This window comes from Bacillus sp. FSL W8-0519 (assembly GCF_038005585.1).
Classification (GTDB): Bacteria; Bacillota; Bacilli; order Bacillales; family Bacillaceae_G; genus Bacillus_A; species Bacillus_A paranthracis.
The window spans coordinates 4,883,180-4,903,028 of sequence record NZ_JBBOTL010000001.1 but is presented as its reverse complement, the minus strand read 5'-3'; the positions used below and the strand labels follow the sequence as shown (position 1 = coordinate 4,903,028).

The following is a 19,849-nucleotide window of genomic DNA, read 5'->3' as shown; positions in this document are numbered from 1 at the left end:
AGTGATTTAGTATTGGATAAATGCGCGTACTAGTTATAATTTTGCGTAAAAAAACACATGTGTTAAGTAAGTTAACCTACTTATGTTAGAAAACCTAACATAAAGTTCTTGATTACTAAGAGTTTTTAGAATATAATTTTCTTATTGTTAGGAAGAGGGGGCAATGCAATTATGGATTTTTTAGCTAAGGTAATTGGGGATATAAATAATGTCCTTTGGTCATATATCATTATTGCGATGTTAATTGGGTTAGGACTTTACTTTTCATTTCGTGTGAAATTTGTCCAAGTTCGTTACTTCGGTGAAATGATTCGATTGCTTGGGGATGGGGCGAGTTCGAAAACGAGGAAAGCACAAAAAGAGAAGAGTGGTGTATCATCATTCCAGGCTTTTTGTATGAGTACAGCTTCTCGTGTAGGTACTGGTAACTTAGCTGGTGTAGCTATTGCAATTTCAGCAGGTGGTCCAGGCGCAGTATTTTGGATGTGGTTAATCGCGGTAATTGGGGGTGCTTCTGCATTTGTCGAGAGCACATTAGCGCAAATTTATAAAGTGAAAGATGGGAATACGTTCCGTGGTGGCCCAGCGTATTATATGGAAAAGGGTTTAAATAAGCGCTGGCTTGGAGCTATTTTCTCTGTATTAATAACAGTAAGTTTTGGATTAATTTTTAATGCTGTACAATCTAATACTGTAGCGGCTGCTTTTGATGGGGCATTCAAAACAGATAGTAGATTAGTAGGTCTTGTAATGGCTGGTTTACTTGCAGTTATTATTTTTGGCGGAGTAAAGCGAATTGCACGCGCGGTTGAAATGATTGTTCCAGTAATGGCGATTATTTATGTAGCAGTAGCATTATTCGTTGTTGTAACAAACATTACGGCAATTCCGTATGTATTTAAAGAAATTTTCTTACATGCTTTCGGAATTAAAGAAGTAGTAGGCGGGGGATTAGGTGCTGCGATTTTATTAGGGGTAAAACGCGGATTATTCTCAAATGAAGCAGGTATGGGTAGTGCGCCGAACGCAGCTGCGACTGCAAACGTAACGCACCCAGTTAAACAAGGTTTTATTCAAACTTTAGGGGTATTTACAGATACATTATTAATTTGTAGTTGTACAGCATTTATCATTCTTTTATCAGATGTGCATAATGCAGCTGATTTAAATGGTATTCAATTAACGCAACAAGCGTTAAGTCAACATATCGGTCCATGGGCTTCTATATTTGTAGCAGTTGCAATCTTCTTGTTTGCATTTAGTTCATTAGTAGGTAACTACTACTATGGTGAAACGAATATTGAATTCTTAAATGGAAGTAAAGTGCTATTAACAGCTTACCGCATTGCTGTACTTGGTATGGTTATGTTAGGTTCTGTAGCAACAATTCAAATCGTTTGGGATTTAGCAGATTTATTCATGGGTATTATGGCTGTTATTAACTTAGTGGCAATCGTATTCCTTTCTAAGTACGCTTTTGCGGCATTATCAGATTATGTAAAGCAAAAGAAACAAGGAAAAGATCCAGTCTTCTATGCGAATTCAATTCCAGGTCTGAAAAATACAGAGTGCTGGGAAGAGCAAGTAGCAGATAAAGAAAAAGCGGTATAATGGAATGGGCATCAAGTGAAACTTGATGCTCATTTTTTTGTTTTATTCAGCTATTTGCAGATAGTAAAAGACGAACATTAATAGATGTTTTATAATAAAATGTAATTTTTTAAAGAAAATTGCGGATATGAGTTGTGATTTATGTTAGAATGGAAAATGCCTTTGAAACAAGAGGTTTTATGATTTTTCCTATCTGATTGAAGATTTTGGAGGGGAAATGGAAAGTTCGGGTTATTTCTTGTTTTAGTGGTCAGACGTTCAACGTTAATGAAGAGTTAAATGGAGGATTTTATTAATGAAGTTTGTTATGTTTCTTGTAGGATTACTCGTTGTATTTGTACTCGGTTTTCTTATAAGCTCCGATCGAAAGAAGATTAAGTATAAACCAATCGCAATTATGCTTATTATTCAGCTAGCATTATCTTATTTCTTATTAAATACACAAGTTGGTTATATTTTAGTAAAAGGAATTTCAGATGGATTTGGCGCGCTTCTTGGATATGCAGAAGCTGGAATCGTTTTCGTATTTGGTGGCCTTGTTAATAAAGGAGAGGTTTCATTCTTCTTAACAGCGTTATTACCAATCGTATTCTTTGCCGTTTTAATTGGAATTCTGCAACACTTTAAAATTTTACCGATATTTATTCGTGCTATTGGTACGTTGTTAAGTAAAGTAAATGGTCTAGGAAAACTAGAATCATATAACGCAGTAGCAGCTGCCATTGTTGGGCAAGCGGAAGTATTTATTACAGTAAAAGATCAATTAAGTAAAATCCCAAAACACCGTTTATATACATTATGTGCATCTTCCATGTCTACAGTATCGATGTCAATCGTCGGTTCTTACATGAAAATGATCGAACCAAAATATGTAGTAACAGCACTTGTATTAAATTTATTTAGTGGTTTCATTATTATTCATATTATTAACCCGTACGATATTACAGAAGAAGAAGATACACTGAAATTAGAAAATAAGAAAAAACAGTCATTCTTTGAAATGCTAAGCGAATATATTATGCTTGGTTTCACAATCGCGATAACAGTAGCAGCCATGTTACTTGGTTTCGTAGCATTGATTACAGCAATCAATAGCTTGTTTGATTCTATGTTCGGTATTACATTCCAAGCTATTTTAGGATACATTTTCTCACCATTAGCATTCGTAATGGGTATCCCGCAAGCAGAGATGGTAACAGCGGGACAAATTATGGCAACGAAATTAGTATCAAACGAATTTGTTGCGATGCTTGATCTTGGAAAAGTAGCTGGTGATTTATCAGCTCGTACAGTTGGTATTCTTTCTGTATTCCTTGTATCATTTGCGAACTTCTCATCAATCGGAATTATCGCAGGTGCAACGAAAGGTATCGATGAAAATCAATCAAATGTTGTATCATCATTCGGTCTACGCCTTGTGTACGGTGCGACATTAGTAAGTATTTTATCAGCGATTATCGTTGGTGTTATGTTATAAAAAAGATGGTCCTAGCTCATAGCTAGGGCTATTTTTTTATGGTAAATTTGCATAGAAAAACCAATTAATTAGGAATATATTAACATATAAAAATCTTTTTAAATTTATATTGCTTTTCAGTTAGATAACGCTTACAATTTGATTTGTAGGTGGTATCAATTTCAGACTTTCAAGTATGGTAGGAGAGAAGAGGCCACCTTTAATAAATTGCAATTTATGTAAACGCTTACTGATTTAGATAACAGTTGAATAGTATTTAGGGGTTTTAAATTTTTTTTAACATCAATGGTCAGACGTCATTCGTTATACGTTATACGACCAATAACTCGTGGGAGAAGTGGAGGATTCACATATGAAAATAGTAATGTTTCTAGTCGGTTTACTTGTAGTATTTGTACTAGGTTTCCTTATCAGTTCAGATCGTAAGAAAATTAAATATAAACCAATTGCACTTATGCTTGTCATTCAATTGGTACTTGCATATTTCTTACTGAATACAAAAGTCGGATTTGTATTAGTAAAAGGGATTGCAGATGGGTTTGGCGCTATTTTAAAATTTGCGGAAGCAGGGGTTAATTTCGTATTTGGTGGTCTAGCAAATGATGGACAAGCACCATTCTTCTTAACGGTATTATTACCAATCATTTTCTTAGCAGTATTAATTGGGATCTTACAACATATTAAAATTTTACCGATTATCATTCGTGCAGTCGGTTTCCTATTAAGTAAAGTGAACGGTTTAGGAAAACTAGAATCATATAATGCAGTAGCACTGCGATTGTTGGTCAAGGGGAAGTATTCATTACAGTAAAAGATCAATTAAGCAAATTACCGAAAAATCGTTTATACACACTTTGTGCATCTTCCATGTCTACAGTATCGATGTCAATTGTCGGTTCTTATATGAAAATGATTGATCCAAAATATGTAGTAACGGCACTTGTATTAAACTTATTTAGTGGATTCATTATCGTTCATATTATTAATCCATATGACGTGAAAGAAGAAGACGACATTTTAGAATTACAAGAAGATAAAAAGCAAACATTCTTTGAAATGTTAGGCGAATATATTATGCTTGGTTTCTCTATCGCTGTAACAGTAGCGGCGATGTTAATTGGTTTCGTAGCATTAATTACAGCAATTAATGGTGTGTTCGATTCAATTTTCGGAATCACATTCCAAAGCATTTTAGGATACATTTTCTCACCATTAGCATTCGTAATGGGTATCCCAACATCAGAGATGCTAACAGCAGGACAAATTATGGCAACGAAATTAGTAACGAACGAATTCGTTGCAATGCTTGACCTTGGTAAAGTAGCTGGTGATTTATCAGCTCGTACAGTAGGTATTTTATCTATCTTCCTTGTATCATTTGCGAACTTCTCATCAATCGGAATTATCGCAGGTGCAACGAAGAGTATCGATGGCAAACAAGCAAACGTTGTATCATCATTCGGATTAAAACTTGTATACGGTGCAACGTTAGTAAGTATATTATCAGCGGTTATCGTTGGGGTTATGCTTTAATAAATAGTAAAGAGGTCGTTTATCTCTCGCCTAGAGGGATGAACGGCTTTTTTTGTTTTGGTATGATAAATAGTGTGGAGAGGGGGAATTAGGGTGAAAGAACAGAATAGTTTAAAGGAATTTGATGAGGTTATAGATAACATTAATCGTTTAACTGGAGAAGATGCTAGAGCGTTTTTGAAATTTATACATGGACATTTGAGTATAGTAGAAGAAGGAGATGGAACTTTTACTCATAGTGACTTTGTTGAAAAGGTTTCTGGGCTCTATAAAAAAGATGTGGCGAGGGTTATTCAACTTAGAGAAGAAATAAAAAAATCACCTTAATCCATTCATTAAGGTGATTGAAATACTACTCAGCTGGAGGCGTAAATGTACGTTTCTCTAATTCAGCATCTAGCATAAATAATGCGTTTGAATCGCTTGTAATACGTTTTAATTTTTGGATGATGCTATCGAATGAAGCTTCTTCTTCTACTTGCTCATCGACGAACCATTTTAAGAATGTAATTGTTGCGTGTTCACGCTCATCCCAGGCGATATCAGATAGGTTGTAAATACGTTTCGTTACTTCACGCTCGTGCTCAAGTGCCACTTCAAAAGCGTTCAGTACAGAGTCATATTCGTTATTTGGATTATCAAATCCAGTAATAATAGCGCGCTCACCGCGGTCATTAATGTAGTTGTAAAGCTTCATTGCGTGGAAACGTTCTTCTTCAGCTTGTACAAGGAAAAAGTTAGCGAATCCATCATAGCTCTCCGCCGTACAGTAAGCAGCCATTGCCATATAAGCGTGGGCAGAGTAAAATTCAAAGTTCATTTGATCGTTTAGTGCGTCGTGCAATTTTTTTGATAACATAAAATCCCCCTTAGTATTGTGACAAGAATATTATACCATAATTGATAATATTCTCATTTAGATGTCTCGAACCTTTTCGAAAGCTTTGTGACGTGTGCGTCCATAATGTCTTGTAAGTCCAAATCATATTTTTGCGAAAGAATAATAAGATTAGATAGTACATCACCAAGTTCTTCTTTTAGTTCTTGTTTTAGCTCTTCTTCTGTTTTCACGTTTTCATCAGGACGATCCCGACCGATTTCGATTGCGCGAACAACGCGTGAAACTTCCCCAACTTCCTCTGTTAAGAAATTTAACCGAATAAAGGCATTATACTGTGACCAGCTTCGTTTTTCGTAAAATTCCTCAACCCATCTTTCAAATGCGACAATATCCATTTCTTTCTCATCCCCTCAATATGTTGTACAATGTTCATTGTATCATAACAATATATAGTTTTGGGGTGTAAGGATGAGAAAGATTTGTGTGTTTGCAGGTTCCAATTTAGGGGAGAGACCAGAGTTCAAAGAGCAGGCAATTGAATTAGGTAAAATGTTTGTTGAGAATGATTATGAGCTTGTATACGGTGGTTCTTGCGTCGGATTAATGGGAGAAGTAGCAAACGAAGTTCTTCGCTTAGGTGGTCGTGTAACAGGTGTTATGCCGCGCGGTCTATTCCGAGGAGAGATCGTTCATACAGGGTTAACAGAATTAATTGAAGTAGAAACGATGCATGAACGTAAAGCGAAAATGGCAGAGCTTGCGGATGCTTTTATTGCACTACCAGGCGGATATGGAACGTTTGAAGAGCTATTTGAAGCAGTATGTTGGTCACAAATTGGTATACATAATAAGCCAGTTGGTTTATTGAACATAAAAGATTTTTATGGACCAATTCTGCAAATGGTTGAACGTGCAGCAGAAGAAGGATTCATGAATCCATCAAATAAAGAGTTAATCGTTTCAGCTGAGACAGCCGATAAATTAATTCATGAAATACAGAATTACGAGCGTCCTGTTTTAGGAACGAAGTGGAAGCAATTATTATAATACAATTGTATAGGAAATTTTGGAAACACATGTCATTTTATCTTGAAAAGGCATGTGTTTTTAATTTGGTTAAATATGTTAATGTTAAGGTGTAATGTTTTGGGAAAAGGAGAAATAGATGGAGGAATTCGTATTTTTAAGGCCGGTTTTTAAATGTATTTTAGCAGCATCTATTCTTGTTATGCTAATTGTTTCAATACAGAAGAAAGAGCTGATTAATGCGTTTTCGCTTTGGTTTATTTCGATACTATGTATCGGTGTTTCCGCGATCACGTTGTTTATGTCTGGGTTTATTGTTGATGAGTATAATTTAGGTGGAGATTCGGTTTCGTTTGATATGTTTATTGGGATAGTTTGTATTAGTGGTTTGAATTTCATTATTTATTATAGGCGGAAATAAAAAGAAGGCATTCCGTATTACTTTGGAATGCCTTTATCACTTTGATTACTTTGTTTTTTATACAAGTACCAGCCACCCCAGCCGCCACTAATTGCTACAACAACGAGGAAAGCATAGTCTTTCACCTCGATACGTATATTGAAAATATTAGCTATAAGTAAGACAATCCCAACTGTTATTAATGCAAAAAATGCTCTAATTAAGTAGTCTTTCAACTGAACCACTCCCGCCATTTAAGTAGTAAATGATGAATATGGAAAAGCTTTTTTTGAATCTATTTTACTAAAGGGTGTTACCTATATTTTAGCATAAAAGAGATTGTAATATATTGATGAAAGTGGGGGAGAGGAGCGCTGATATTGTCGTGATTTGTCGGTAAGTCGATATAATTGAAAAATCGCTGATATATTGGATGGAATCGCCGATATAATTGAAAAATCGTTGATATATTGGATAGAATCGCCGATATAATTGGGAAATCGCTGATATAAATTTCATGTACCAACAAAAGCGACCATTCCATAGAAAAAAGCGACTCTGAACGAGCCGCTTCCGCTTTTAGGTGATATCCAGCTCCAGCGGCTAGAACAGTCGGTTGTTTCACGCCTTCATTCGAGGCAAAAAGCGCCTCGTAATCAGGAGTTCCAACACCCTCCTGTTCTGAACGAGCCGCTTCCGCTTTTAGGTGATATCCAGCTCCGGTGACTAGAACAGTCGGTCATTTCGCGCCTTCCTGTGAGGCAAAAAACGCCTCTTCGTCAGGAGCTCCAATGCCCTCCTGTTCTGAGCAAGTCACCTCCGCTTTAAAGTCTATTATTGATTCAAGAACGCACGTAGCATCCAAGCGTGTTTTTCTAGTTCTGTGTAGATGCCTAGTAGTAGGTCAGATGTCATTTCGTCGTCAGAGTTTTGAGCGATTTCCATGCCTTTTTTCAGTTCGACTAGCATCATTTCGTAGTCTTTCATGATTGCTTCGACCATCCCTTCTGCAGTTTCTCCGTATGCTGCTTCTTGAATAGAAGATATTTCTAGGTACTCTTTCATTGTTGCTACTGGTTTGCCGCCAATTGCTAAAATACGTTCTGCAATTTCATCGATGTGAGTAGCTGATTCTGTGTAAAGTTCTTCGAATTTCTCATGTAATGTGAAGAATTGAGGTCCTTTTACGTACCAATGGAAGTTGTGTAATTTTGTGAATAAAACGCTCCAGTCTGCTACTTGTTTGTTTAATACTTCGATTACTTGTTTGTTCATTATGATCAATCTCCTTTTGAGTTGTTATGTGATATCAATTACTAATTTATAATTATTATAATCTAGTAATTCGTATAAATCAACCCTTTTGCTGGAATTAATTTGAACAAATTATGAACTGTGTAAATAAAAATCCCTATTACTGTAGAGTAATAGGGATTTTGTTTAATATATAGCTCTTGTTCTGAACGAGCCGCTTCCGCTTTTAGCTGTTATACAGCTTTTTTATTCTCTTCTACATCCTGTCCATCCCAGCACTCTGTATTTTGTAAGCCAGGGATAGAACTTGCAACGAAAACAGGATCTTTTCCTTGTTTCTTTTGCTTCATATAGTCTACTAATGCTGCGTAGGCGAATTTGCTTAGGAATGAGATGGCAATTAAGTTTGTCAATACCATTAGTCCCATGAATAAATCAGCTAAGCTCCAAACTGTTTGAAGGGCAGCGATTGATCCGAAGAATACCATTCCGACAACTGCAACGCGATAAATCATTAACCAAGTTTTGCTTTCTTTAATAAATGCGATGTTTGTTTCACCATAATAGTAGTTTCCTAGTAAAGAACTGAACGCGAATAGGAAAATAATAATTGCTAAGAAAGTGCTTGCCCATGGTCCGATTTGTGAACTTAATGCATTTTGTGTTAATTCGATACCTTGTAAGTTTGTTCCTTTGTAAAGGCCCGAACATAATACGATAAATGCTGTTGATGTACATACTAAGAACGTGTCTACGAAAACACCTAACGCTTGAACAAGTCCTTGTTTGACAGGGTGAGATACATCTGATGTTGCGGCTGCGTTAGGGGAGCTACCCATACCTGCTTCTGTTGCGAATAGACCGCGCTGAATTCCGAACTTAATTGCTGCTCCAATACCACCAGCGATGGCTTGGTCTAAACCGAATGCGCCATTAAATATTTCCATAAAAATGCTTGGTAACATAGTAAAGTTGTTAATAACAACAAAAATAGCCACACCAATATAAATGATTGCCATTGGAGGAACAATCATTTCCGTAATACGTGAAATGCTCTTAATACCACCGAAAATAATAACTGCAACTAATAAAGCTAATAGAGCTCCTACGATCGTTCGCTCTAGTCCAAAAGCATTTTCAAATGCTATTGTTACTGTGTTTGCTTGTACAGAGTTGAAAATTAATCCGTACGCAACTGTAATAAGAAGTGAGAACCAAACACCCATCCAGCGTTTGTTTAATCCTTTTTCCATATAATATGCTGGGCCACCACGGAATCTGCTTCCATCTTTTACTTTATAAATTTGCGCGAGCGTACATTCTACGAAACTAGTAGCTGCTCCAAGGATAGCGATAAACCACATCCAAAATACTGCGCCAGGTCCGCCCATTGAGATAGCTAATGCTACACCAGCTAAGTTTCCGATACCGATACGTGCAGCTGCACTTAAGCAAAATGCTTGGAACGGTGAGATGCTATCTTTCTTTTTTTCTTTTCGATTAAATCCTTTACTAATTAATCCGACCATCTCACCGAAATGAGTAATTTGGACAAATTTTAATTTAAAAGAGAAATAAAGACCGAAGCCGATTAGCATTGCAATAAGAATATATGACCATAAAATATTATTCGTTACCTCAAGGAATCTGCTAAAGATATCAACCATATAATACACTTCCTTTTTTCCGTAATAAGAAAATTATATGCAAAAAATATACGAGAATCAATTTTTCTAAAAAATCATGTTACTTAAATGTATTTTGTGTTATGATTATGTTACATGATAATATTTTTAGAATTATTTACATTTTAAAAAACTAAATATAAAGCGAGAAAGAGGGGATGATTTGAAAGAAGAATCTTTATGGAAAGTAAGCCTTGAGAGTTTGAAAATGAGAAGTAATATATGTTTTATCATTACATCTTTTAGTATCTTTTTAGGAGCCACTTATTATTACAATAAAAGATTTCCAAATCACAGGTATCCTGAATGGTTAGAATTTCTAAAATGGATTGGATGAACAAAAGATAGAAAAACAGAAAATTTAAATAAAATTTGAGGAGGAGCTAAATATGAATATTAGAGAAAGTGAACTTCCGGGTATTGGCTATAAATTTCAAATCGTTACGAAAGGTAATGAAAAGATGGTAATTGTTATTCATGATGACGGACGTAGAGAAATGTATCATTTTGATTCAGACCATGAAGAAAGTATCTCAAGTATTTCATTACGCGACTCAGAGGCAAGACAAATTGCAGCAATATTAGGTGGAATGGTGTATAAACCTAGAGCATTGGAAAATGTTGAAATGGTTTTTGAAGGTTTAGCGATTGAGTGGTTTAAAGTAGAGAATGCTGCGCCAGCAATCGGAAAAACAATCGGCGATCTGGAAATAAGAAAAACATATAGCGTAACGATTATTGCAGTTATGAAAAAGAATATGAAAAAGCTATTTAATCCAGGACCAGAAACAGTAATTGAGGAAGGCGATATGCTTGTAGTTTCAGGCGAGAGAGAAGAAATTAAAAAAATTATTAATGAGTTACTTTCGAATAGGGGGACTGACTAGATGGATACGTTAATTTTTGAAGTTGGTACAGCGTTAGTATTAGTTGCAATTGCGGCAATAATTGCTGGAAAGTTTAAATTCTCAGTCATTCCGTTTCTAATTGTTCTTGGGATGCTAGTGGGACCACATGCGCCGACAATAGGTGTGATCGATTTCAAATTTATTGAAAGTGCAAATGTCATTTCCTTCCTTGGACGGATTGGCGTTCTGTTTCTTCTGTTCTATCTAGGACTAGAGTTTTCAATGAAAAAACTAATTAAATCTGGACGTTCTATTGCGATTGGTGGAACAATCTATATTTTAATTAACTTTTCACTTGGGTTATTATACGGATTTATAATGGGATTCCCTTTACTAGAAATCTTAATTATTGCGGGGATTATTACGATTTCTTCTAGCGCTATCGTTGCAAAGGTGTTAGTGGATTTAAGAAGAACTGGTAATAATGAGACCGAATTAATTTTAGGAATTATCATGTTCGAAGATATATTCCTGGCTGTATATTTATCAGTCGTTTCTGGATTAGTTCTAGGGGATCACGCTTCATTCTTAGGTGCCCTTACTTCAATTGGAATTGCTTTAGGATATATGCTTCTATTCTTTATTGTAGCTAGAAAGGCGACGCCGTTATTAAATAAATTGCTCAATATTAGTTCAGATGAAATTTTCATTATTGTAGTATTTGCTTCATTATTCTTTATTGCAGGATTCTCGGAAACAATTCACGTTGCTGAAGCAATTGGAGCACTTCTTTTAGGGTTAGTTTTCTCTGAGACAGAGCATAGTGACAGAATTGAACATCTCGTTGTTCCATTTAGAGACTTTTTCGGAGCTATTTTCTTCTTCAGTTTCGGATTAAGCATTGATCCGTTCTCACTGGGCGGAGCGATATGGTTAACGTTAGGTGCTGTCCTTCTTACAATCATCGGAAACTTTATAGCAGGGATGATTGCTGGGAGACAAGCTGGATTATCTCATAAAGCATCAACAAATATTGGATTAACAATCGTTTCAAGAGGAGAATTCTCCATCATTATGGCCAATATTGGTATCGCGGGTGGTTTAATGTCAGTCTTGAAGCCATTTTCAGCACTATACGTGCTTATACTATCTATCTTAGGTCCACTTCTGACGAAAGAGTCAAAGAATGTATATAAATTTTTAAATAAAGTCTTTAAGTGGGATACGAAGACTAACTAAATTAAAAAAATAAAAGTAAAAGATATGTATGAAAAATTGATTACGGAAAAGGAATCTATGTCGATATAGATTCCTTTTTGATTGGCATTTTTTCAAGGATGAAAGAATACGTTTAATATTTACTATATTGTGGCATACATATAGAAAAAGGATGCTTGGAAAGGGGAATAAAGAGAAATGGAACTCCAGTTTCAAAATGTATATCAACAGGTGGAGAATTGGTATGTGTTGGATTCGGAGCTTCCTTGGGATGTCAAAAGGCTTAGAGACGATTTATTTTCACTGATTGAAGTATGTAAAACACCGGTTATTTTTTGTGATACGTGTGATGCAAATCATGTCCTTTTATCATTAGGAGAAGAAGAAGAGGAATTTTTATTCCCGGTAGGTGGTTTTTATCATAAAGAAAAACAATTAATTTTTGTTTGTATGTGGGAAGAGTATGAGCAAGTCCTTAAAACACTACTGCATGAATTTCGTCATGCAATGCAGCATAAGAGCGAAGTATTGTATGTGGGAAGTGAATTGTACGAAGATAGATGGATTGAGAAAGATGCGAGAAAGTTCGCGGAGAGGAAGTTAGATGAATATAAAAATAGAAAGTTAATGTAAAGCATAGTGGAGAAATGACGCTGTGCTTTCTTTGTTTCTTACTAAAAATAAGTAATTGACTTTTATAAAGTTTAGTTCTAAACTAATGGTATGAAACGAGCGAGGTGATGAAATGAAAACAGAAGATAGACTAGGTTTACTCCTATGGTTTCGTTTATCACGTTTTTATAACAAAAGTATTCGTGAGACGAATCAGCATTTGAAAGAATGGAATGTATCTGCCGCTCAGTTTGATGTACTAGCTCAAGTTGGAGGGCATGATCGTTTAACGCAGCAAGAGCTTGGAAATAAGCTATTTGTTACGAAGGGAAATATTACGCAGCTTTTAAATAAAATGGAGCAGCTCGAGTGGATTCGTCGTGAACAAGAAGGTACTACAAAATATATTTCATTAACAGAAAAGGGAAGAGCTTTATATGAAGAAATCGTCCCGCCTCAAGAAACATTCCAAGCGGAGCAGTTTCAAAATTTAAATGTAGAAGAACAACATCAATTATTACAATTACTAAAAAAGTTACAGTGAGAAAAATTTTAAAATAAATCTTGAATTCGAGATAATATGAGGTGAACGGTATGTTTAGAAAAGTTGATCATAAAAATATGGGAAGAGCAAATCACGGTTGGTTAAATACACATTTTCATTTTTCCTTTGCCAATTACTATAATCCTAATAACATGAACTTTGGTGCATTACGTGTAATTAATGATGACTTAGTAGCACCGCAAACTGGTTTTGATATGCATCCACACCGCGATATGGAAATCATTTCGTACGTTGTAGACGGTGCTTTAACACATGAAGATAGCATGGGGAACCGCGGAACAATTGAGCGTGGACATGTTCAATATATGAGTGCTGGCACAGGTGTATTTCATAGTGAGCATAATTTAGGAAATGAAACATTACGTTTATTACAAATTTGGATTTTACCAGACCGTGAGGATCATAAGCCAAACTATGGTGAGTTTAAATTTGATTGGAGCAAGCGTGAAAATGAATGGTTTCATATGGTATCTCAAGTAGAAGGCGGGGCACCAATTCAAATTCATCAAGATGCGAATTTATATTCTTTATCGTTAGAAGCAGGAAAAGAAATTCATTTTCCAGTGAAAGAAGGCCGTCAATTGTATGTTGTACAAATTGAAGGTAGTAGTGTAATCAATGGTGAGACACTTGTTATGCGTGATGCAGCAGAAGCGATTGAAGAAGATATTCATATTGAAGCGAAAGAGCAATCACACTATTTAGCAATTGAATTGAAAAAGCAATAAAATGTTTATAAAAAAGAGGACGTCCGATAGGATGTCCTCTTTTTTTGAGTGGAATTGTCAGAAAAAACTTTCTCAAATTTTAGGTAAAGGTATCCACTTGAAAACCAAGAACTGTATAAAAGTGTCAAAAATCTTTAGGGAATGGGGAATGTTATAGTGAAAAAGCAAGTCATTTCATCAGCATTAGCGTTAACTGTTATCGCCGGGGGATTTGGAACATTTGGAGCAACGACAACGAAAGCGGAAGAACAAAAAATTCAATACCATCAAGAATTTAAAACGCCTGCATACATAGGTGAAGAATGGAAAGCACCGGAAGGACTAGATAAAAAAGAAACGGTCTTTCAATATTTAGAGAGTAAGAAAGATATGTTCAAATTAGCAGGAAATATTGATAAACACTTTAATGTCGTTGGGGAAGAAAAAGATGCTGAATCCGGTACAACACACGTGAAGCTAGTTGAGAAACATAATAACATTCCTGTGTACGGTTCAGATCAAACAGTTACACTAGATAAAGAGAATAATGTAAAAGCATTCTTCGGACAAGTTATTCCGAATTTAGAGGATAAAAATATTCCTGCATTTGCAAAGATTAGTGCAGAGCAAGCAGAAACAATTGCAAAGGCAGATATTGAAAAAGAAGTTGGTAAAGTAAAGAATTATGACGGTGTGAAAAAAGATTTATATGTGTATGAAAAAGATGGGAATTACTATCTTGCATACTTAGTGAAAGCGTCGATTTCAAAGCCAGCTCCAGGGTATTGGCATTACTTTGTTGATGCAACGAATGGAAATGTGATTGAGAAATATAATGCTGTAGATCACATTACAGGATTTGGTTACGGAGTACTAGGAGCTAGACAATCATTTGAAATTGCTCAAGATGAGAAAACAGGACAATTCAACTTGTTTGATGGTAAACGAGGACAAGGTATCCATACGTTTGATGCAGAAAATATGGATGAAAACTTGTTTAATTTATTCTCACAATGGCTTGGATATACAGGAGAAGAAGTTGAAAGTAAATCTAAGTTCTTCGAAGATAAAGCTGCAGTTGATGCGCATGTAAACGCAGGAAAAGTATATGATTACTACAAAAAGACATTTAATCGTAACTCTTTCGATGATAAAGGCGCGAAGCTTATTTCGACTGTTCACGTTGGAGAAAGCTGGAATAACGCAGCTTGGAATGGTGTACAAATGATGTATGGTGATGGCGATGGAAAAACATTCATTCCATTATCTGCTGGACTAGATGTTATCGGTCACGAATTAACGCATGCTGTAACGGAACATACAGCAAATCTTGTTTATAAAAATGAGTCAGGTGCGTTAAATGAATCGTTATCTGATATTATGGGTGTCATGGTTGAGAAGAAGAGCTGGGATTTAGGTGCTGACATTTATACACCTGGAAAACCTGGTGATGCACTTCGTTCTCTGAAAGATCCAGCGTCTATTCCAAATCCATTAAAACCAGGTGAAGGTTACCCAGATCATTATAATAAACGCTACACTGGAACAGCTGATAACGGCGGCGTTCATATTAACAGTAGTATTAACAATAAAGCTGCATACTTAGTATCTGAAGGCGGGGAGCATTACGGCGTGAAAGTAACAGGAGTAGGCCGTGAAGCGACAGAAAAAATTTATTACCGTGCTCTTACGAAATATTTAACTGCAAACTCTGACTTTAAGATGATGCGCCAAGCAGCACTTCAGTCAGCTGAAGATTTATATGGTAAAAACTCTAAAGCTGTACAAGCTGTAACGAAAGCTTATGATGCAGTAGGCGTAAAATAATAAGAGAAAAAGACCTGACTAGGATGTCAGGTCTTTCTGTATTTAGTCGCGAATACCTAATGCGATTTTCGCCATACGTGACATACGTTCTTTAGACCAGGGCGGATTCCATACGACATTTACTTCTATTTCATTGACTTCAGGTACGTTCGTTGATAATACTTTTTTTACGTCTGATACAATTTGCCCAGCCATTGGACAACCGATAGAAGTCATAGTCATCGTAATGACAGCATTATTATTTTCATCTGCTGTAACGTCATAAACTAATCCAAGATTAATAATATCAACACCGAGTTCAGGGTCAATAACAGCTTCTAAGTTTGCATATAACTTTTCTTCAAATGCTTGTTGTGACATGTGTAGCACCCCCTACATATTAATGATATCGATTCTCATTATAACGGATATATGTATAAAGTGCAGGAAATGAGCTCAAAAAAATATTCCTCTTGGAAGAGGAATATTTTTGGAATGGCTATTCAGTTTTAAAATGTGATACGAGTTGATCTAATTCTTCAACTGTTTGTTTCATTTGTTTAGCTGTTTGTGTCATCTCATTCATTGTAACGACTTTTTTCTCAGCAGATTGTGCTGTTGCCGCTGTTTCACTAGATACTTCAGTCGAAATAGAAGCGATGTTATTCAGTGAAGCGTTCATTTCTTCAGCACTTGCAGCCATTTCTTCAGCAGTTGCTGAGATGTCTTGCATTTGAGTAGATACTTTGTTTACTTGTTCTACAATTGTTGTGAAGGAATTTCCAGCTTCACGAATGACATGAATGCCTTCAGATGCTTCCGAACGGCCTTGTGACATCATAGAGCTCGCAGTTTCAGTGTCTTGTTGAATTTGATGTAGTAATTGGTTAATATCTGTTGCAGCAGTTTTAGATTGTTCAGCAAGTTTTCTAACTTCGTCAGCTACGACAGCGAAGCCTTTTCCTTGTTCGCCAGCACGAGCTGCTTCGATAGATGCATTTAAAGCAAGTAAGTTTGTTTGTTCCGCGATATTAGAAATAGATTGTACAGCTGTATCAATATACTTCGTGTGGGTGATTAGACGTTCGACCACTTCTGACGTAGCATTTACAGCGTCGTGTATCGTTGTCATTTGTGAAACAGATTTTTGAATAACAGTATTTCCATCGTTAGCTTGTTCAGATGTAGCTACAGCAAGTTCAGTTACAGATGTGGCAGATTCAGCAATGCGCTGAACACTTACTGCCATATCGTCCATTGCAGTTGAGCTTTCTTCCATGCTAGCGGCTTGTGATTGAATACTCTCATTTAAGTTGGACATTGTGCTTTGAACTTTTATCGTTGCCTCGCGTGATATATTCGTCTTTTCTAGCATGTTTTCAGAAGCGTTTTGTACTTCTACAGATGTTTTTTGAACACGATTAATGATATGTTGTAGGTTTTCTAACATTTTATTAAATGATGTTGCGATCGTACCAACTTCATCATTACTGTTTACTTGTAGGCGGGCTGTTAAGTCACCTTCTTGAGATGATAATTCTTTTAGTTTACTATCAATTTGTTGAATTGGTTTTACAAGTTTACCAGAGAACCACCATGCAAGAATGATAGCTACGATAATGCAAATAATAAGTGATAAGAAGACAACATATTCAATTTGTAGTGAAGATTGATCAATTTTTTTAATAGATTGATCACGTAATTTAGCCTGTTCATTACTGTAATTTGTGAAGTCACCAATTACTTTATATACAGTATTATTTTCTGCATAAGCTACTTGTAGTGCCTCTTCCCACTTTTGTTCTTTTGCAAGAGGGAAAACTTTCTCTTCAATGAATTTTCTCCAAGTGGATCCTGATTCCATTGTATTTTTTACAGATTCAGAAAGGTTAGGATTTGAAAGAAGTTGCTCTTTCTTATCTTCAAGCTCTTTACTCATTGCATTAAACTTGTCAAATTCAACTTGATCATGTTGTAATAAATAACCTCTTAAAGCAGAGAGCTGTACTTGATAAGCATCCCCGCGCTCTTTTAATTGTGTTGCAAGAGGAGAGATTTCTTTTTGTAATGCTTCAGTTTGATGAGATTGATCCATGGTAAAAAATAAAATAAAAGCTAAGGCGATGCCAAATAAAGCGCAAATCGTTCCCATCATAAACATTAGTTTTTTTCGAATGCTAATAAAATTCATATGATAAAAAGCCTCCTTTGTGAAATCTTAGTATTAGAATTAATAAATTTAAAAAATTGAAAGAAAGCTTTACTCCAGATGGAACAAAGCTTTCTTCTTTCCTTTAGGAATTATAGCAGACGGAATGGGAGATAGAAAGAAATATTTTAAGGTGAAAAAAGAGAGATTGTAAATCCCTCTTTTTAATAGTTTGGAACTCCTAAAAATATAAATGAAAGTTTCGCTTTAAATGTTTGTTTTGAAATGAGAAACGAGAACTTCAAGTTCTTGTACAGTCGTTTTCATTTCAGATGCTTTTTTAGCAACGACACTCATTTTGGTTACTTGGTCACCAGCTGAAGTTGCTGTTTGTGATGTTTCGGTGGCAACCTCATTTGAAATAGAAGCGATGCTATTTAAAGCTGCGTTCATTTCTTCAGAACTTGCGGCCATTTCTTCAGCAGTTGCAGACACCTCCTGCATTTGTGTAGAAACTTTGTTAATGTGGTTAACAATTTCTGAGAATGAAGATCCAGCAGTACGAATGACTGTAATGCCTTCAGAAGCCTCTGATTGACCTTGCGTCATCATTTCATTTGCTATTTTTGTATCTGCTTGAATTTGATGAAGTAAATGGTTAATATCAGTTGCTGCTAGCTGAGATTGTTCAGCAAGCTTTCGTACTTCATCGGCAACAACAGCGAAGCCTTTTCCATGTTCACCAGCACGAGCCGCTTCAATGGAAGCATTTAAAGCGAGTAAATTCGTTTGTTCCGCAATATTAGAAATAGATTGAAGTGCAGTATCAATATGATTTGTATGTGTAATGAGTCGTTCTACTACTTGTGATGTAGCGTTCACAGCTTCATTAATGGTATGCATTTGTGTAATAGATTTCTCAATGACTTTATTCCCACTATCAGCTTTTTCTGAAGTAGTAACAGCTAGGCTAGCAACAGAAGAGGCGGATTCTGCAATACGTTGAACACTCGTTGCCATATCGTCCATTGCAGTTGAACTTTCTTCGATGCTGGAAACTTGTGAACGAATATTATGCTCAAGAGCATTCATAGTCTCTTCAGTTTTGGCGGTATTTTCCATAGAAGCAGTTGTTTCGATAAACACATTTTCAGATGCTTCTTTTACACTTGTTGATGTTTGTTGCACTTGTTTTATTATACGTTGTAAATTAGCGAGCATTTGATTAAAGGAATTGGCGATATCACCGATTTCATCTTTACTCGTTACATGCAATCTAGCAGTTAAATCACCATCTTGCGAAGCTAATTCTTTTAATTTCTCATCAATTTGTCGTATCGGTTTAACGAGCTTACCAGAGAACCACCATGCTAATAAAATAGATGTTACTGTACATGTAATAAGTGAGAAGAAAATAATATATTGAATAAGGGATGAAGAAGATTCTACGTCAGCAATTAATGCGTCACGTTTATCATTTTCTTCATTTGCATATTTCGTAAAACGACTTAAAAGGTCGTTTACGTAATCAGTTTGAGCTAAAGCGATTTTAGATGCTTCGTCCCATTTTCCTTCGCGAGCGAGAGGGAGGACTTCATTATCTATGACGCTTCGCCATTTTCCGCCCATTAAAATGGCTTCTTTCATTCCTTCCGAAAGTTTTTTATCACTGGTTACTTTTTCTCTCGTATCAGCTAGTTTTTTTCCTTCTCGGTTGAATTTATCCAATCCTTTTTGATCATGTGACAGTAAATATTCTTGTAAACCAGCAACTTGTGCTTGGAACCAATCGCCACGTTCTTTTAAAATGGTTGCTCTTTTGGAAACATCATTTTTTAACGTTTCAATTTCGCTCGCTTGGCTCATAGCGAATGAAAGAATAACAATAAGAGCAATGCTAAATAAAGAAGAAATGCTTAAGAGTGTGAACAGTAGTTTTTTTCGAATACTAACATATTTCATCGTTACCCCTGCCTTTTAAAAACTGTTTATTATAATTTATAAATATTTAGAGCAGAATTAATAAAAACATCATTATGAAGTTATTAATCTGTTCAATAAAAATTATAGCAGATAATGGAATATGGCAGATTGATATGAGTAAATGTTCTTAAAAT

Annotated in this window: 19 protein-coding genes and 1 pseudogene; 12 read left to right on the top strand and 8 right to left on the bottom strand. The window is 35.7% G+C overall.

Annotated features, from left to right (window positions below; all coding sequences use genetic code 11):
* Positions 1-171 precede the first annotated feature (171 nt).
* The 4 genes and pseudogenes from NST14_RS25875 to NST14_RS25860 all read left to right on the top strand — a co-directional run bounded on the left by NST14_RS25875 (position 172) and on the right by NST14_RS25860 (position 4,948).
* Complete coding sequence (locus NST14_RS25875) at positions 172-1,611, top strand: alanine/glycine:cation symporter family protein (protein ID WP_000346385.1); 1,440 nt, start codon at positions 172-174, stop codon at positions 1,609-1,611.
* Between the two features lie 295 nt (positions 1,612-1,906).
* A complete protein-coding gene (locus NST14_RS25870; protein ID WP_000673861.1) occupies positions 1,907-3,088 on the top strand; it encodes a NupC/NupG family nucleoside CNT transporter in 1,182 nt (393 codons plus the stop codon).
* A gap of 352 nt (positions 3,089-3,440) precedes the next feature.
* Positions 3,441-4,621 (top strand): annotated as a pseudogene (locus tag NST14_RS25865) (NupC/NupG family nucleoside CNT transporter).
* Positions 4,622-4,714: 93 nt separating this feature from the next.
* Positions 4,715-4,948, top strand: a complete 234-nt coding sequence (locus tag NST14_RS25860) for a hypothetical protein (protein ID WP_229143390.1) — start codon at positions 4,715-4,717, stop codon at positions 4,946-4,948.
* A gap of 25 nt (positions 4,949-4,973) precedes the next feature.
* Here NST14_RS25860 and NST14_RS25855 read toward each other — a convergent pair whose 3' ends face one another.
* Complete coding sequence (locus NST14_RS25855) at positions 4,974-5,480, bottom strand: ferritin (RefSeq protein ID WP_000949389.1); 507 nt, start codon at positions 5,478-5,480, stop codon at positions 4,974-4,976.
* Positions 5,481-5,533: 53 nt separating this feature from the next.
* The gene (locus NST14_RS25850) at positions 5,534-5,857 is read right to left on the bottom strand and encodes a MazG nucleotide pyrophosphohydrolase domain-containing protein (RefSeq protein WP_000355737.1); all 324 of its coding nucleotides are present in this window, start codon (positions 5,855-5,857) and stop codon (positions 5,534-5,536) included.
* Between the two features lie 73 nt (positions 5,858-5,930).
* On the opposite strand from NST14_RS25850, the gene NST14_RS25845 reads away from it, so the two are divergent.
* Together NST14_RS25845 and NST14_RS25840 are read left to right on the top strand one after the other, a co-directional pair.
* Positions 5,931-6,509, top strand: a complete 579-nt coding sequence (locus NST14_RS25845; protein WP_001225737.1) for an LOG family protein — start codon at positions 5,931-5,933, stop codon at positions 6,507-6,509.
* Between the two features lie 118 nt (positions 6,510-6,627).
* Positions 6,628-6,909: a hypothetical protein gene (locus tag NST14_RS25840; RefSeq protein ID WP_000390889.1), complete on the top strand. Its 282-nt coding sequence runs from the start codon at positions 6,628-6,630 to the stop codon at positions 6,907-6,909.
* 17 nt (positions 6,910-6,926) lie between these two features.
* Here NST14_RS25840 and NST14_RS25835 read toward each other — a convergent pair whose 3' ends face one another.
* From NST14_RS25835 to NST14_RS25825, 3 genes are all read right to left on the bottom strand, one after another.
* Positions 6,927-7,124 carry a hypothetical protein gene (locus NST14_RS25835; protein ID WP_000656325.1) on the bottom strand — a complete coding sequence of 66 codons (198 nt, stop codon included), beginning with the start codon at positions 7,122-7,124 and terminating at the stop codon, positions 6,927-6,929.
* Between the two features lie 598 nt (positions 7,125-7,722).
* Entirely contained in the window at positions 7,723-8,163 is a 441-nt protein-coding gene (locus tag NST14_RS25830) for a Dps family protein (RefSeq protein WP_001041890.1), read from the bottom strand.
* A 212-nt stretch (positions 8,164-8,375) separates the two neighbouring features.
* Positions 8,376-9,809 carry an alanine/glycine:cation symporter family protein gene (locus tag NST14_RS25825; RefSeq protein WP_000227570.1) on the bottom strand — a complete coding sequence of 478 codons (1,434 nt, stop codon included), beginning with the start codon at positions 9,807-9,809 and terminating at the stop codon, positions 8,376-8,378.
* Between the two features lie 407 nt (positions 9,810-10,216).
* Between NST14_RS25825 and NST14_RS25820 the strand changes: the two genes are divergently transcribed.
* From NST14_RS25820 to nprB, 6 genes are all read left to right on the top strand, one after another.
* Positions 10,217-10,714, top strand: coding sequence for a cation:proton antiporter regulatory subunit (locus NST14_RS25820; protein ID WP_001026069.1), 498 nt, complete (start codon positions 10,217-10,219; stop codon positions 10,712-10,714).
* Complete coding sequence (locus NST14_RS25815; RefSeq protein WP_229143392.1) at positions 10,715-11,914, top strand: cation:proton antiporter; 1,200 nt, start codon at positions 10,715-10,717, stop codon at positions 11,912-11,914. It abuts the gene before it with no gap.
* A 177-nt stretch (positions 11,915-12,091) separates the two neighbouring features.
* Positions 12,092-12,526: a DUF3920 family protein gene (locus tag NST14_RS25810; protein WP_000422825.1), complete on the top strand. Its 435-nt coding sequence runs from the start codon at positions 12,092-12,094 to the stop codon at positions 12,524-12,526.
* 112 nt (positions 12,527-12,638) lie between these two features.
* Positions 12,639-13,049 (top strand): MarR family winged helix-turn-helix transcriptional regulator, encoded by a 411-nt coding sequence (locus NST14_RS25805; RefSeq protein ID WP_000845457.1) that lies wholly within the window; start codon positions 12,639-12,641, stop codon positions 13,047-13,049.
* Positions 13,050-13,099: 50 nt separating this feature from the next.
* Positions 13,100-13,798, top strand: coding sequence for a pirin family protein (locus NST14_RS25800; RefSeq protein WP_061185440.1), 699 nt, complete (start codon positions 13,100-13,102; stop codon positions 13,796-13,798).
* A 156-nt stretch (positions 13,799-13,954) separates the two neighbouring features.
* On the top strand, positions 13,955-15,604 hold the full coding sequence (gene nprB, locus NST14_RS25795; protein WP_061131781.1) for a neutral protease NprB: 1,650 nt from the start codon (positions 13,955-13,957) through the stop codon (positions 15,602-15,604).
* A 42-nt stretch (positions 15,605-15,646) separates the two neighbouring features.
* On the opposite strand, the gene NST14_RS25790 is transcribed toward nprB, so the two are convergent.
* From NST14_RS25790 to NST14_RS25780, 3 genes are all read right to left on the bottom strand, one after another.
* Complete coding sequence (locus NST14_RS25790) at positions 15,647-15,964, bottom strand: metal-sulfur cluster assembly factor (protein ID WP_000082521.1); 318 nt, start codon at positions 15,962-15,964, stop codon at positions 15,647-15,649.
* A 118-nt stretch (positions 15,965-16,082) separates the two neighbouring features.
* On the bottom strand, positions 16,083-17,774 hold the full coding sequence (locus NST14_RS25785) for a methyl-accepting chemotaxis protein (RefSeq protein WP_229143394.1): 1,692 nt from the start codon (positions 17,772-17,774) through the stop codon (positions 16,083-16,085).
* A 225-nt stretch (positions 17,775-17,999) separates the two neighbouring features.
* Positions 18,000-19,694, bottom strand: coding sequence for a methyl-accepting chemotaxis protein (locus NST14_RS25780; protein ID WP_229143396.1), 1,695 nt, complete (start codon positions 19,692-19,694; stop codon positions 18,000-18,002).
* Positions 19,695-19,849 lie beyond the last annotated feature (155 nt).

Excerpts from the sequence above, each read along its gene's own strand:
- NST14_RS25870 (WP_000673861.1), top strand. The coding sequence starts at position 1,907 with ATGAAGTTTGTTATGTTTCTTGTAGGATTACTCGTTGTATTTGTACTC.
- NST14_RS25810 (WP_000422825.1), top strand. The coding sequence starts at position 12,092 with ATGGAACTCCAGTTTCAAAATGTATATCAACAGGTGGAGAATTGGTAT.
- NST14_RS25855 (WP_000949389.1), bottom strand. The coding sequence starts at position 5,480 with ATGTTATCAAAAAAATTGCACGACGCACTAAACGATCAAATGAACTTT.
- NST14_RS25840 (WP_000390889.1), top strand. The coding sequence starts at position 6,628 with ATGGAGGAATTCGTATTTTTAAGGCCGGTTTTTAAATGTATTTTAGCA.
- NST14_RS25845 (WP_001225737.1), top strand. The coding sequence starts at position 5,931 with ATGAGAAAGATTTGTGTGTTTGCAGGTTCCAATTTAGGGGAGAGACCA.
- NST14_RS25785 (WP_229143394.1), bottom strand. The coding sequence starts at position 17,774 with ATGAATTTTATTAGCATTCGAAAAAAACTAATGTTTATGATGGGAACG.
- NST14_RS25830 (WP_001041890.1), bottom strand. The coding sequence starts at position 8,163 with ATGAACAAACAAGTAATCGAAGTATTAAACAAACAAGTAGCAGACTGG.
- NST14_RS25780 (WP_229143396.1), bottom strand. The coding sequence starts at position 19,694 with ATGAAATATGTTAGTATTCGAAAAAAACTACTGTTCACACTCTTAAGC.
- NST14_RS25800 (WP_061185440.1), top strand. The coding sequence starts at position 13,100 with ATGTTTAGAAAAGTTGATCATAAAAATATGGGAAGAGCAAATCACGGT.
- NST14_RS25805 (WP_000845457.1), top strand. The coding sequence starts at position 12,639 with ATGAAAACAGAAGATAGACTAGGTTTACTCCTATGGTTTCGTTTATCA.
- NST14_RS25820 (WP_001026069.1), top strand. The coding sequence starts at position 10,217 with ATGAATATTAGAGAAAGTGAACTTCCGGGTATTGGCTATAAATTTCAA.
- NST14_RS25850 (WP_000355737.1), bottom strand. The coding sequence starts at position 5,857 with ATGGATATTGTCGCATTTGAAAGATGGGTTGAGGAATTTTACGAAAAA.
- NST14_RS25825 (WP_000227570.1), bottom strand. The coding sequence starts at position 9,809 with ATGGTTGATATCTTTAGCAGATTCCTTGAGGTAACGAATAATATTTTA.
- NST14_RS25875 (WP_000346385.1), top strand. The coding sequence starts at position 172 with ATGGATTTTTTAGCTAAGGTAATTGGGGATATAAATAATGTCCTTTGG.
- NST14_RS25815 (WP_229143392.1), top strand. The coding sequence starts at position 10,715 with ATGGATACGTTAATTTTTGAAGTTGGTACAGCGTTAGTATTAGTTGCA.
- NST14_RS25790 (WP_000082521.1), bottom strand. The coding sequence starts at position 15,964 with ATGTCACAACAAGCATTTGAAGAAAAGTTATATGCAAACTTAGAAGCT.